The sequence below is a fragment of the Legionella birminghamensis genome (assembly GCF_900452515.1).
In the GTDB taxonomy this organism is placed as follows: Bacteria; Pseudomonadota; Gammaproteobacteria; order Legionellales; family Legionellaceae; genus Legionella_C; species Legionella_C birminghamensis.
The window spans coordinates 3,251,416-3,265,918 of record NZ_UGNW01000001.1 but is presented as its reverse complement, the minus strand read 5'-3'; the positions used below and the strand labels follow the sequence as shown (position 1 = coordinate 3,265,918).

Here is a 14,503-nt window from a genome sequence, read left to right as displayed (position 1 = left end):
GATTAAACATGAATGTAGAAAGCGTTTACCCCAAGGTTAGGGAAATTATCGCTGATGTATTGGTTATTGATGAAGAAGATGTGGCCCTTGATAGCCGTTTAATTGCTGACCTGGGTGCTGAATCCATTGATTTTCTCGATTTGGTATTTCAACTGGAAAAAGAGTTTGGCATTAAAATTCCCCGTGGGCAGCTGGAGAAAAATGCACGCGGTGATCTGCCTGAAGAAGAATTTGAAAAAGGCGGCGTGTTAACTGCCCAAGGGATGCAGGCCCTGAAAAACTATTTAAGTGAAGTTCCTGCCCAGCATTTCAAAGCCAATATGAAAGTGAATGAAATTCCGATGTTGTTCACCGTTGAAACTTTTTGTAAATTGGTAGTAAGCGCTGTACAAGAACAAAAAACCAGTGAATCTGTAGCCTGATGCGTTTTCTATTTGTCGACAGAATTCTGCAATTATCGCCTGGTGAAGCTATCCGCGGTATTAAGCACATTACTGCTGATGACGGGTACTTACAGCAGGATGAGTCGGGACGCTATGTCTTCCCGGCTTCCTTTATCGGTGAGACTTTGGGACAACTGGCTGCCTGGAACGTTATGCATACGCAGAATTTCACCCGTCGGCCTGTTGCTGGCGTTGTGGCCAGTGCCAGCATGCGGCGTCCTGCATATCTGGGCGAAACCCTGTATCTTGAATCCTTTATCGACTCACTGGATGAAACAGCGGTGCAATATCATAGTATTGCACGTGTTAACGATGAAGTGGTTTTCACAGTTGAAGGCGCATTGGGGCCGCTGCTTCCAATGGCTGAGTTTATTGCTGACCAGGAAGTCCGCGAGCAGTTTGCTGAAATCAATCGCCCAGGTGACTGGGACTTTGCTCACACAATAGAGACTGGAATATCCTACGATACCAGGAAGCCTGTTCCCTATCCCATGACCTTTGACCGGGTGCTGAACGAAGAGCCAGGGCGGGCCCTAACTGCCGAGAAGCGTATTACAAGGGCAGCGCCATGGTTTCCTGATCATTTTCCTCGTAATCCAGTATTGCCGATGACGGTTCTGCTGGAATGCAAGATTCATCTGGCCAGGCATTTCATTGACAAAATGAATTTATTGAGTCAATACGAGATTAAAGAGCTGCGCAAGATCAAGATGAACGATTTTGTTCATCCTGGAGATACCTTGATATGCCAGCTCCAGTTAAAAAAACAGGATGAGGATCAATTGATTCTTGTTTTCCGTAGCGAAGTACTTGGAAAACGTGTCTGTGTTCTTGAAATGGTTTGGCAGCGTAAAGGTAAATAATATGTCTAAAAAGCGAGTAGCTATAACCGGATTAGGCATTGTTTCTCCCTTGGGAAATGATGTACAGTCAACCTGGCAGAATCTAATGGCCGGAAAGTCAGGGATTGACACAATCAAGCAGTTTGATGCCTCCGGCTTTCCCGCTTATATCGCCGCCGAAGTTAAATCCTTTGAGCTTTGCGAATCTTTGCGGACGAAAGACAGCCGTTTTGCCATGTCATTTACAAGCTTTGCACTGGAAGCCGCGCGTCAGGCTTTTGCTGATGCCGGAATTCAGCCGCAGAAAGAGAATGCTGATCGCTGGGGTGTAGTGACCGGCAGCGGCATGATGACAGCAGAATTTGAATACTTGCAGCGTTTCCAGCAGATGTGTGCAGTTGACGGCGAAATCAATTGGACAGAACTGAATAGAAACACCCAGGATTTTTATAAACTCACTGATTTTGGAAAGACCACCTCTAACTCAGGCTTATCTCTATTGATTCAGCATTTCGGGATTAAGGGCTATGCCAATTCGGTCCATACTGCCTGTGCTTCAGGCGGCCAGGCATTAGGCCTGGCCTTACAAGTACTTCGCCGGGGTGAAGCCGATTATATGCTGGCCGGTGGTTTCGATTCGATGATCAATCCTTTAGGACTATCCAGTTTTTGTTTGTTGGGTGCCTTATCCACTTACAATGAAGCACCGGCAACTGCCAGCCGGCCTTTTGACGGCACCCGCAATGGGTTTGTCCTCGGCGAAGGCGCTGCTTTCCTGATACTGGAAGACTGGGACAAGGCGAAAGCAAGAGGCGCCAGAATATATGCAGAATTAGCCGGTGAAGGCAATTCCTTAAGCTCCTATCGGATTACCGATTCTCACCCTAATGGCGATGGAGCCAGGCAGGCCATTGAGCGTGCACTTGCTGATGCTGGTATCACCGCGCGCGATGTGGATTATATTAACGCCCACGGAACCTCTACCAAGATGAATGACCTGAGCGAAACCAATGCCATAAAAGCGGTATTTAAAGAGGCTGCCTATGGTCTGCCTGTCAGCTCCACGAAAAGTCAGACCGGCCATTTAATTGCAGCAGCAGGCGCTTTGGAGGCTGCTTTGTCGGTTCTCTCTATACAGCATGCACAAATTCCAATGACTGCCAATTTAAATACGCCTGATCCGGACTGTGATCTCGATTATGTGTGTGATGGTCCGCGTGAAAAATCCTTGGGGGTGGTCCTATCCAATTCATTTGGGTTTGGGGGCTCCAATAGCTGTCTTCTTTTTACACATCCTGAGTTTGGCGGATCAGTCCATGAATAAAGAAAAAAAAAGGGTATTTATTACAGGTCTGAGTGCTTTGACCGCTTGCGGTGAAAATCTTGATAAAACCTGGAACTCTGTGCGAACTGGCGAAACCGGAATTGCGGAGATTGCCCAGTGGGATTTATCGGCATGGCCTGCTCGTCTGGGTGGTGAACTAAAAAACTTTCAACCTGCTCGTGCTCTGCCTGACCGCAAACTGATGAAGGTGATATCCAGACATGATGCAATGGGTATTCATGCCGCAGTCCAGGCCATTGGTCATAGTGGTATGATTGATTACCGGGATAGTCTTTCATGCATGGAAGAATTTAATGAACAAACCGCTGTTTTTGTCGGTTCACCCGGAAATAAATATTTTCAGCAATATGATTTTCTGCCATTACTGGCCAAATCGCAGGGAAATATGAAGGAATTTGCAGCACAACTGTTTAATGAAGTTCATCCGATGTGGTTACTGCGTATACTACCCAATAACGTGCTGGCTTATTCAGGAATTACCTATGGCTTTAAGGGACCTAATCATAATATAACCAACCATGCGGTTGGCGGAACACAAGCCTTTATTGAAGCCTATCATGCGATTTTGCAAGGGCAGGCGGATCGTGCAGTGGTGGTTGCCTATGATGTTGGCGTGGAGCCTCAGGCATTGTTTTATTATAATCAGCTGGGTGTTTTAAGTGAGCGTCATCTTAAGCCCTTTGACAAGGCGCATGACGGGACTATCCTGGCAGAAGGGGCAGCCGCTCTAATCCTGGAAAGTGAGGAAAGCGCAAAAGCACGTGGTGCACAGTGTCTGGCTGAAGTTGCCGGCGGGATGGCATCAACAGAGGCGGCAGGACTATTTTCCCTGGAAGCTGAAGGGGAATCGCTCGCGCAACTGTTAGGGCGAACACTGGCAAGCTGCGGTTTAAGTGCTGGCGATATGGATTTAATCGTTGCGCATGGCAACGGAAATGCAAAATCAGATGACAGTGAAGCTTTGGCTATTCAACAGCTCTTACAGGGAGCTCCCGTTCCAGTGACTGCCTATAAATGGGCAATGGGTCATACGTTGACAGCCTCCGGCCTGCTCGATACTGTTTTGACTGTCAATGCAATTCAGGAAAACTGTATACCAGGGATTGCCAACCTGGCTGAACCCGCTCTTCATTGCGCTGAGCTTAATTTAAGCGCGGATTCTCGCGAATTTGCCAGTAACCGCAGCGCTCTCATAATCAACCGTGGTTTTGCTAGTATGAATGCCTGCGTGGTGATCAAAGCCTGTGACTGAATTAGCCGATAAAATCAATTCATTGCCCACAAGTTGGGCGGGTCGTTTAATGTACCGCTGCTTTCCCTATCGGAAAAAGGTCGTGATGGCCAATATTGATCAGGTTTATGGAGAACAGCTAAACAAGCATCAGAAACAGCACCTGGCGAAGGCATTTTATTCGCATTTGCTTGTATCAATCAAAGAAGGTTTGGCACTTCGCTTCATGAGTGAAAAGACGCTTAAAGAACGGGTCGAGGTCAAAGGCCATGAGCAAATGCTGTCTGTGGTTGCCCAAGGGAAAGGCGTACTGGTATTAACAGGCCATTTTGGCAATTGGGAGTTTGCACCGCTGGGAGGGATCCTTAATTTTAAGCAATTCCAAGGTCAGTTTCATTTCATTCGCCGTACTTTAGGGAACAAGACGATTGAGCGTATCTTGTTTGGCCGCTATTACCGGGCAGGATTAAATGTAATTCCCAAAAAAAATTCGCTCCAGCAGGTTTGCGATGCATTGGATAATAACCATGCGGTGATATTTGTCTTGGATCAGCATGCTTCGCTAGTGAATCGGGATGGGATTGCCGCAGAATTCTTTGGCAAAAAAGCGGGCACTTATCGAAGTCTGGCTAGTTTTTCGCGTCATACTGGCGTGCCGGTGGTGCCTGCTGCAGGCTATCGATTGCCGAATGGCAAACATGTTCTGGAGTTTTTTGAACCCATCGTCTGGCAGGACTATGAGAATACCCAGGAAGCCCTTTACCGCAATACGCTTGCTTATAATAAAGCCCTGGAGAAAATAATCCTGGCTAACCCGGCGCAGTGGATGTGGCTGCATAAGCGGTGGAAGCTGAAAGAACAAGATACAACGAAGCAAAAGTCTTAATCCTTGTCGAATCCCCAAGGCAAAGACCTCTCGAATCCCTCAGCGGGAGTCCTCTCGAATCCCTCAGTGGGAGACCTAACGAATCTCCCCTGCGGGAGTCCTAACGAATCCCCGCGGCTGCGACCGCGGGGCCCACACGAAGCCAATTTAATGTTAAGCACACTTGTTTATGACTACCTGTTAAACCCTATTTTTTGGCAAATTGTAACTTGTCTGACGATCATGCTAATCCAACAGGCATGGGCCCCGCGGTCGCTGCCGCGGGGATTCGGGGGGGAAACATTTTGTAGATAGCTATGGGTCTTCGCCGCGGGGATTCGGTTAGGCCTCCGAAGTTTAGAATTTCAGATTGTAATAATTGTGAAAAAAAAGTGTTTCTGTATAGAATTAACACATCTTTTTAAGCTAAACTAACTGCTTATATTCCTTCAATGAGCAAAAATGCCTGCCGTTCACTTGTTGTTAACACTTGTCGTCGTTGTAGTTTGGGGAGTTAACTTTCTATTCGTCAAATTGGGACTGGAGGAAATTTCTCCTCTTCTGCTCTGCGCCCTGCGCTTTGGGATGGCCAGTTTGCCTGCCATATTCTTTATAAAACCGCCGGCTCTCCCTGTTCGTACGATTATTTCCTATGGATTAGTCACCTTTGCCCTTCAGTTTACATTTTTCTTTGTCGGTATGTATGTAGGCATGACGCCAGGAATGGCTTCTTTAATCATTCAGACCCAGGTTTTCTTCAGCATGTTGTTCGCCCTGATTATCCTCAAGGAAAAACCAAATGTATGGCAGCTCATTGGCGCAATGGTGTCTTTTATAGGAATCGGGCTGGTTGCTCTCCACTTCGATAATCAGGTTTCTTTTACCGGATTTATATGCCTCTTGGGAGCGGCTGCTGCCTGGGGACTTGGTAATTTAATTATAAAAAAAGGACCGAGTGTTAATATGATGGCTGTTGTGGTTTGGGGGAGTTTCGTTGCATTTATTCCCATGCTGATACTTGCCATTGCGATTGATGGGCTGCACTCTTTCAGCAATACCATTAGTCATCTCAGCTGGAAGGGCATTGGCGCCTTGTTTTATATTGTCTACATGTCAACCTGGGTAGGTTATGGCGTATGGAACTGGTTGCTTAGCCGATACCCGATCGCGGTGATTGTTCCATACACCTTGCTGGTTCCAGTGGTGGGCATGATAAGTTCCTCCCTCTTTTTAGGCGAACCTTTCCAGCACTGGAAGTTAAACGCTGCTTTGCTCGTGCTTACCGGTTTGATAATCAATATTCTTAGTATCAAACTCCGTTCTCAGGTTAAATCGGGACCAGTAAACGCTGGAGGTGCCTCTATTTTACGCCGTGTTGAAGAAGAGGTGGAGCTTAACAAGTAATTACGAAAACTCGCCCAGCGCACCGGGCTTGATTTTTTCTCTGGTGGTTCTTTCGATTTTGTCGGAACAGGTATCTCCGTCTCCGCAATTTCGGCTGTAGGCTTCAGCTCCCTTGCCAAGGGGGCGAATGGGCCTGATTCGTTTTCCTGCGCTAGCAGCGATTGTATCTCTGCCATTTTCCCTTTTTGAAAATACAGGCTAAGTAATTGATGGCGATTATTAACAAGTAGCTCCTGGTGTTTAGCCAGCCATCGCTCAATTTTTCGATCCTTCAGTGCCTCTTTATGAATCAGCTGAGATACTTTATCAATTTGTTCGCGAAGCTGCAGCATATTGACTGGAGGCGGCTGCCATTCAAACTGCCGTAATGCTTCGTATAAGGCATTAAGCGCTCTCGGAGAGAAATCATGCTCAACATGCCTCAATAATAGTCCCAGTTCTTTCGGCAGGGAGGACGAGTCGCCGAGCGGTTGCATTTTACTATAACTCCAAAGGCTGGAGTCCACCCCCTGATGGAAGGGCAGCACATAGCGGGGAGTTCTGGGCGTTAACCATGTTTCCCAGCCATAGAAAAATGAACGCTTAAACCACAGACGCAAAGCAAGCAGCCAGCCCGACATCTCCATGGCCCTGGATTCGAATTGCGCTTCTTGTTTAGCCCGTTCGACATGGGGGAGCACCGCAGGATAATTCATTGCCAGCGGCTCTATCGTCTCACAAAAATGGATTAAGTCCTCGTAGTTTTTCTGCATCCCCATTGTTTGTAGAAACTTTTCCGCATTGAAACAAAGCAAATGCAATTTCATTGTATTGTTCAATAGATGAGGATGGTTTAGAAAGCAGTTAAACAGCGTTTGGCCTGTTGTTTGGGACAATTCGGCGCGGGTGAGAAGCCAGCTGATTTGCTCAAGGAATTTTTGCTGGTCATTGAAGGCTGTTGCTAAATACTCTTCCAGGCAGTTCTGCAATGCTTCTGGTTCGCCATGGTAATGGATTAAAAAATAACTTAAAAAACTAATGCTGTCCTCATTTCGAGCAATTTCATTTAACAGGGAATAATTTTCCCAGATTGGTGACGGCTGACTGTCTTTGCTATCGTCAGAAGAGGACAGATCACCAATTTGCCAAAGCGGCCTGGTGCCGGTTTGTGCTTTAAGCGAAACAGATTCCTGCATCCGCTTGGTATTAATTTGGCCATCATCGTAAAGTATTGAGCAATCAGAAAAGAGCGCATTGTTGTACCGATAGCGTTTAGTAATTTCTTCGATAGACTCTCTTAAGGATTCAAAATGCGGATCTTCGTAAAGACGAAGCAGGAGTTGCATACTTTGGTTCGAAAACACACCTACTCTTTGATACAGGTTTTGGATCATTTCGCAGATCAACTGGATCAGTGCAGGTTCCTCTTTTTCCCGGTGCATGTATAGATGAATGCAATAGTCAATATGTGACTCGTCACAACAGCTCGCCAAACCTTCCAGATTGTCTATCCTCTGCAATCCATATTTAAAGCCGGCTTCAAGAATAGTCCGAATAATTTTTTGCCGGGTCTGGTCATTTAATTTACTGACCAGAGAAAAAAAGTCGAGTACAACTTCCTGCAGCATGACTAAAACAGCTTGCGCCCCCGGCAGGGTGGCATAATGATTTAGCCAGTAAATTATAAGCGGTTCGCTTTGTTCGCCAACGCGGGCCAGTAATTGCTTCAGCAGGCCGGGGCTAAACTGGTTGAAGTGTTTCAGGGAGCAGATAAGTTCAGCTGCGGCATCCGCCTGAAAAAATTGCAGGATGGATTCGGATAATGAGCCTGGGGCCAGGGGGTGTAGAAGTGATTTTAGCCGCAGGGGTACATATTCCTGGCTGTTTGAAAGAAGTGCATTCAGCAGTGATTTACCAGGCAGCTGCTGGAGATAATCTGGTCGGCTGAGTAAATGGCTGAGCAGTAGTGTTTTTAAGCGGCTGTTGGTAATGGTTTTATATGCTTCGATGATGTTTCCTGCCGGCAGCTGGCTATCGAGCAGTAGCTGCAGGAAGGCTGTAATCGAATGCTCGTCCTGTAAAATGGATTGGAGGATAGATTCCTCTTGCAAAGCGATCTTTAGCCAGTCGCAACTGGCCAGGGTTTTCTTTTGAGCCTGTTGCCTGAGCCAATCCCAACTGATAAGCGGAGCAATTGAAGCGAATATGTTGTTAGTAATTGGAGTTGTCTGGACAATTTTTGTTAAGATCCAGAGGCGTTGCAATTCGGGAATGGCATGTAGCTGCTTACACAACTCCTCTGTTAGCCCTGCATTGATAAGTAGTTCAAGTGATTTTTCCAGCCACAGGGATTGTTCCATTTCGTCCGGATTAAAATGAAACAGCCATTTAGTCAGGCTTTCCACCAAATCTTCAGGGCATTTGCCCCAATAATAGATCCACAGCAGATAATGAAAATAGACGGCCGGATATTTTAGGTAAGCTGTTGCGCTCAGTGCTGCCATTGACTGTTGCAAAGATTCTTCAGGCGGTCCTGCTAAATCTGCAGCAAGAAAAAGCTTGTCCTGCAGTTGCGCATCAGGAGGAGTCCCAGCTTGCTCATACCAGCGGTTGAGACAGGCTTGTAAAGAGGCGATGGCACAGAAATGGGCTGCGTTATTTTTTTCTTCAAAAGGCAATTCACTTAACCAGGGTCTTAATTCTGCAACTGGTTCAATTGAAAAAAGTAATTTCTGCAAGGCGGTCAGCGAAGAAACCTGCTCCTCTTCAAGTTTTTGAAATTGGCTGGCATGTAATTCAGCGAGAGAAACAGGCAGTGGATCGGCTCCTGGAAAATAGCCGGCTAATTGCTGTTGTAGATAGCTTCTAATTTGCCTCGCACAGACCGCAGATAAATTCGGATCCTGGAGGAGTCTATTCAAGAACTTGTAATGCACAACCGGAGCGCTGCAAGCGGCTTTAATCGCAGCATCCAAAAGCACTTCGTTAAGGGAGTTAATGAGCTCTGGGGTTTTCTGGCTATCAAGCAGGTCGCTGAGGGTAAGCAAAAACTCTTTAATAGTCGCTGGATTAGGAGGATTGAAAATCGGCAAATAACTATTGAAAATGCTACCCAATTCCAGTCCATTTAATAAGGCGGAATGATCTTTCAATGAGGCGAGGCGCAAACGATCATATTTGTTTTGCCGGGACTTTAATGCTTCAGCGGCAATCATTCGGCAATGATTGTTAAGTTGTTCTCGAAATATTGGCAGGTGCTGGATTTCTGTATGAAGCCATTGCAGCTCAAGCTGCTGCCCCAGGGACTCAGGAAGAATCAATAGATAAAGTATATCGTCTGAAATATTGGCGGCTCTGGCTTTCTGCACCATCGACAGAAGCCTGGACGTATAATTTAATTGATAAAAATAACTGCAGGACAATAGTGAAGCAAGTTGCTCTCCATCCAATGCATAAAGCGCTTGCACAAACTCCTCAGTGGTGGGGTATTTCTTCAGTAATTTATTAAGCTTGGCGAGAGTATCAATATGTTCGCAGCTTTCGTCCTGTTTCAGATGGGCAATTAACATTGCCGGCGATACGGTGCTTAGAATTTTATGCAATAATTCCGGTGCTATGTTTAATCCCAATGGCGTAAACAAGCAGTTGCCCAGCAGCCATTCCTGAACCTCAATACGTTGTAAAAAACCAGGCAGTTTAAAAAAGCCGCTTAACAATTCATTGAATTGAATTCTAATTGAAAACTGATTCTTTTCCTGCCATTCCTTGTGGAGTGTCTGTGCCTTAGCCAATGCCTCGCTCTCGGCTTTGGGTAAAAGGGCAATGCGTTTTGCCTTAAGCCTGGCAAAATAGGAATCCGGATTGAATAAAGCATGCAGGCGGGGTGAGGTATAATATTCAATAGCAGTTAAATGGAGTTTAAATTGCTGCCATGCCTCTTGAATAGTTTTCATTTTCTCCAGTCTGAGTTTTTCCAGACAAGCTCCCTTGGGCGCATCCAGTTGAGCCGGGGCCGGATCAAGAAGCGCCTTAATCATATTGGGTAAATCGTTAACTAGCGGCTCAAAAACACCTCTTTTTTCTTGCTGTAATAGCGGCTGGATCACTGATTTGAACAAGGCTGAATCAACCCATACGCTGGAGGGGGTATTCGCCTCCCCTATTAGCTCCAGTAAAACCCCTTCAATGAGAGGAAGTCTCTGCAGCCAGCGGGCAGAAACAATGTTATTTTCCGCAATACTTTTGCGATTCCCCAATGGCTCATAAAATTCATTGAGCTTTAGTACTTCCTGTAGCTGCGCTACTTTAACCTGGAGGGCTGGAAGCGCATCAGAGAAGGTCAGGCAGTTTAAAAGCAGGGGGTGACTGCGCCAGCCTTGCCAGGGCGAAAGCCAGGCGCTTCGCACATAATGCTGTAATAACCCATTATCCTCTATGCGTATTTCCAAATCAGGATTTAACAAAAAATGCTGGACTTGCTGGCGCCGAGAAGGGGAGCCCATTAGAAGTTGATGCAATTGCTCCTGTTCTGCAGGTCTTGTTGTATAGTTTGCCAATACCGCAAGCGCCTGTTCGTCCGCATTTATTTTATCTAACCAATCCGAAAGGGGCCGATTCTGGCGCTGCAAATAGTCGAACAAGGTTTGAACAAAATTGAATTTAATCTGGTTAGGTGTTTGACTACTTAGTATCCGATACAGTTGGCCTGCAGAAGTTAATTCCGCTAACAGGGCATCAATTTGCTCTGGAGCCAGGCTATGAATCCCTTCAGGGTGTCTGGCAATTAAATCAACAAAAACAAAAAGTGTCTGGCTATGCAGGAAAATCTCGTACAATGTTTGTACCGATAGCACTTTGGCGAGGGTAATCAGTGAAGACCATTGTACGTCCTCCAGCTTGCTGCGCTGCAGTACCTCTACTGCTAATAGTTTCTGTCTATCGCTGCACAGTTTATGAAACAGTAATGCATATTGCTCCTCTGTCATTCGGGCCGGCGGCATCAGTAGAAGAAGTTGCAAAAACTGCTGACAGCACTCAGTCTCCATAAAAGGCTGATGTAAAATAATATCGAAATGATCCAGCAACATATTGATAAAAGGATGATGCTCGATATCTGCTTTTGATAAGTCCCTGAGCCAGATATCAATTGCTTTGGCAAATTCATTGCTTGCAAGAATAAGTGGGCTCCATGCACTATTTTGTTGTTGTAAAACAGCCATACTGTTAAAGGTAGTCTGCTGGAACTCCTGGACAAACTGGATATGATTGCGCTTATGAACTGCAGAATTGCCGGCAAGTTTTGTAAAAAAATCGATTTGATTGAATACCAGGACGCGATGGCTTTCCTGCTCAGGATTTAAAGTTAAATCCATAAGCATACGGTTAATTACAGGGATAACTTCAAGATTCACTAACTCGGGTTTAATCAGCCGATGTGCTTCAGAAAGCACTTGCTCTCTCTCTTCTGGCCTATGTAATTTAAGCTGTTCAAACAGCGTTGTATAATGAATTAAAGCCAGTGGTTGTTGCGCAAACTCAATAAACAGAGGTTGGAGATAAGGCCGTAATTCAGGAAGTGAATAGATAGAGCGCAGGAACGCCTGCTCCTTGGGCAATAGGGAAAAAAGAGCTGCCCTGTTCAAGTGATCCAGCCGGCCTGTTTTAATTAGCTGCTTTAACCAGCCTGAAAAATGCTGAACAATATAATCGGATCGACCGGCTTTAAGGATCCAGAACAAATCCTCCTGGGGGAGCGTGGCAAGCGTTTTTTTGAAATGCTGCAGTTGTGTAATAAATTGAAAAACATGCTTATCCAAAACAGGATTTTCCGCTTGTTGTTTAAGCTGGATAATCAGTTGCTGGATAAATGACTGAGGTGTTTTTCGTTGGTCAACCGCGTTTCTGACCTTATCCCAGTTACCTAATGTTGTGGGCTCGAGCGACTGAAAAAGAATTTTGATGAGGGCGGTGTCCGCGATATCATTAAGCAGTTTATTATCAATCTGGCTCAGGTAGTCGGGGCTTAGTATAGAGCGTTGTTCCTTGCCGAGCTTGACTGACAGATCTTCAAGAGCAGTTGAGTGCTTCAGTTGAAAGCAAAGAAATGTCTGGCATTCTGTTTCAGCATATTGTCCAGTATGAAGCAACTTCCAGCAGCTATGTTTTAGGGCGTTAAAATTTTTTTTACCCCTGTCGTCCAGGGAATTTTCAACTTTGTAAAGACTTTTAAAAATTTGCTGCAAAACGGCGGGTTGTCCTTTGTGAAAATGCAATAGCCGTAGCGCTTTCTCGTCCATTTCATCTGGTCTGTACTCAATTGTATTCAATACACGCACGGCACGAAGCCGCAAGTCGCTTTCGATTGCAGTAATCAACATGCCCTGGAGCATAGACGGAGTTATATTTTGAAGCAGGGATGAGCGTGAGCAAAGCGAATGCAGGCAGCGTGGTGTAGAGAATAAGTATTCGGCTATTGCGGGATACTTTGTCCATTGGTGTATGGCCGCATTCTCTTCCAGTGTGGTTTGCATACGTAAACATAATTGCATTAGCAATTGATGCAAAGGAGCAAGATAACTACTGTCCTGCTGCGATTTTTCTATCAGTTTGGCTATCAATTCAATAAGATGGACTGGCTCAAGCACTGGTAACACAGTATCGAGGATTTTCTGATGAACCTGTGGCGTCAGCAGCAGTAGATATTCAAAATAAGAATGCTTCTCCTTGTGCTTAAGATATTCACTTAAAAAATTAAATTTTTCCTCGCGGTTTTGATTGTCAAGAAAATAAATATAGAATCCATAAAATTCATCTTGATTAAGCTGATCAAGCAATAGTTGCTGTTCATTAGCGGGAAGGCTCCGTAAAAGACTTAAAAAATGGGGAAAGAACAGTGATTTATCGAGCGAATGGGCTGAGAGCGCGCGAAACCACTCAAATGACAATTTACTATGTCCGCTCAGGTTGCTCGTAATAAGCTCCAGAGGCTGCGCGCGAAATTCCTCTGGTAGAAAGAAAATATTCCTTGCGATGTTGGCACAATCCATTGCGGGGCTGATGGATGATTTCAATTTTTCACTCAATATGCGGCAATACTGTTTGCAAAGCGATTCTTCCTGTTGAAAAATCTGCTGTAGGGCGAGCACATGGCTGCAAATGGTAATCAGTTGTTCCACACCAAGCAGATTAAGCAAATTTTCAGTGAGTTGCGAGGATTGATTAAAATTCTGTGTTAAAAAATTAATGGTAAAACTGTGATCGGGAACTGTCTGATTTATTTCCTTCAAAAACAGCATGAGCAGGTCAATATCAGTTGTTTTTTTATACAGTTCACTTAAAAAGCGAATGAAAAATCCGACGTTAAGCTTTTCGCGCTGAAAGAATTGTCTGAATAGTTCTCTGCTGTTGCCTGTTTTATCGGCGCAGACTGCAATCATTGCAGGGAGGATTTCTCCGGTAAATTGCGAATCATTCCAATCAAATACCTGGTAATGGGACAGGGCTTCTGCGACTAACTTCTCCTGCAGGGTCTTTTCCGTACAGCTTTTTAGACTGGTTTGCATTAGCCGGTTGGCAAGATAGGGGCGATTAGCGACGATTTTCTGATAGGCGCTTTCAGAGGCGCTAGCCCTGACAGTTAGCACATTAATGAGGTTATCGTATTTAGCCAGGTAATTTTGCCTGGAAGCCGTAAAGCGTAAAACCTCCTGCTGTTCTCTGGCATAAGTAGAGGCAATGGCGGGCAATTTCAAAATGACTTCCACGAGTTGCTCATCTTCCAGTAGAAGCGCCAAGTTATTAAGACGCTGCACTGGCCATTCCGTTGGCGAGAGGAGCAGACAGATGCCAAGCCGTTGCAAATGTGCTTTGAACTCGTCATCGCTGCCGGCTTTTTTCTCGTCAATGTATTCAAAAAGCTCCAGGCTCCAGGCCGTTTCCTGTTCCAGGCTGTCCGTCAATGCGGCATACAGCATTTCGCATTGTGATGCAGATAAAGCGCTTAGCAAACCAGTTAAAGGTGTTTTTCGTTCAGCTGATTTGATCCAACGGCTTAAAACCAAGAGGCATTGAGGCCATAAAGCGGGAGCTGCGGTGATTTTTTCAAGGCTGGCCTTCAGTAGTTCTGAATCATTTTGCTCAAGATTCAGAGGTAGTAAATGAATGGATATTTTCGCAATGAGCATTTCCAGCTTGTCATCTGGATTGGCCCCAGCAAGAACATCCTGTAATGTTTGCAATGAATCGAAGGATTGTTGCCTGGCTAAATCATCAATAAGCTTGACCAGCAGCTCAGTGCCAGGTTTATCCCCTTCATAGGCTTTGGATAAAGAGAGGGGATCAGCTTTGGCAAGCAACGACTCGACAAAATGATTGGGCATTTAAAACCTCCTTGTT

The 14,503-nt window shown here is 45.4% G+C and carries 7 protein-coding genes; 6 read left to right on the top strand and 1 reads right to left on the bottom strand.

From position 1 onward, the window contains the following. Positions 1–8 precede the first annotated feature (8 nt). The 6 genes from DYH42_RS13850 to DYH42_RS13825 all read left to right on the top strand — a co-directional run bounded on the left by DYH42_RS13850 (position 9) and on the right by DYH42_RS13825 (position 6,130). Entirely contained in the window at positions 9–422 is a 414-nt protein-coding gene (locus tag DYH42_RS13850) for an acyl carrier protein (protein WP_058525151.1), read from the top strand. Further along, positions 422–1,306, top strand: a complete 885-nt coding sequence (locus DYH42_RS13845) for an ApeI family dehydratase (protein ID WP_058525150.1) — start codon at positions 422–424, stop codon at positions 1,304–1,306. Before DYH42_RS13850 ends, DYH42_RS13845 begins: the two co-directional genes overlap by 1 nt. A gap of 1 nt (position 1,307) precedes the next feature. Continuing rightward, positions 1,308–2,609: a beta-ketoacyl-[acyl-carrier-protein] synthase family protein gene (locus tag DYH42_RS13840; protein WP_058525149.1), complete on the top strand. Its 1,302-nt coding sequence runs from the start codon at positions 1,308–1,310 to the stop codon at positions 2,607–2,609. Beyond that, the gene (locus DYH42_RS13835; RefSeq protein ID WP_058525148.1) at positions 2,602–3,882 is read left to right on the top strand and encodes a beta-ketoacyl-[acyl-carrier-protein] synthase family protein; all 1,281 of its coding nucleotides are present in this window, start codon (positions 2,602–2,604) and stop codon (positions 3,880–3,882) included. The genes DYH42_RS13840 and DYH42_RS13835 overlap by 8 nt, the downstream gene beginning before the upstream one ends. Before the next feature lie 49 nt (positions 3,883–3,931). After that, positions 3,932–4,747: a lysophospholipid acyltransferase family protein gene (locus DYH42_RS13830; protein ID WP_420324136.1), complete on the top strand. Its 816-nt coding sequence runs from the start codon at positions 3,932–3,934 to the stop codon at positions 4,745–4,747. Positions 4,748–5,188: 441 nt separating this feature from the next. Beyond that, positions 5,189–6,130, top strand: a complete 942-nt coding sequence (locus DYH42_RS13825) for an EamA family transporter (protein WP_065232865.1) — start codon at positions 5,189–5,191, stop codon at positions 6,128–6,130. Here DYH42_RS13825 and DYH42_RS13820 read toward each other — a convergent pair. Then, positions 6,049–14,487: a hypothetical protein gene (locus DYH42_RS13820; protein ID WP_058525146.1), complete on the bottom strand. Its 8,439-nt coding sequence runs from the start codon at positions 14,485–14,487 to the stop codon at positions 6,049–6,051. The genes DYH42_RS13825 and DYH42_RS13820 overlap by 82 nt on opposite strands. Positions 14,488–14,503: the final 16 nt, after the last annotated feature.

Coding starts and splice junctions, on each gene's coding strand:
- DYH42_RS13850 (WP_058525151.1), top strand. CDS start 9: ATGAATGTAGAAAGCGTTTACCCCAAGGTTAGGGAAATTATCGCTGAT.
- DYH42_RS13845 (WP_058525150.1), top strand. CDS start 422: ATGCGTTTTCTATTTGTCGACAGAATTCTGCAATTATCGCCTGGTGAA.
- DYH42_RS13840 (WP_058525149.1), top strand. CDS start 1,308: ATGTCTAAAAAGCGAGTAGCTATAACCGGATTAGGCATTGTTTCTCCC.
- DYH42_RS13835 (WP_058525148.1), top strand. CDS start 2,602: ATGAATAAAGAAAAAAAAAGGGTATTTATTACAGGTCTGAGTGCTTTG.
- DYH42_RS13830 (WP_420324136.1), top strand. CDS start 3,932: ATGTACCGCTGCTTTCCCTATCGGAAAAAGGTCGTGATGGCCAATATT.
- DYH42_RS13825 (WP_065232865.1), top strand. CDS start 5,189: ATGCCTGCCGTTCACTTGTTGTTAACACTTGTCGTCGTTGTAGTTTGG.
- DYH42_RS13820 (WP_058525146.1), bottom strand. CDS start 14,487: ATGCCCAATCATTTTGTCGAGTCGTTGCTTGCCAAAGCTGATCCCCTC.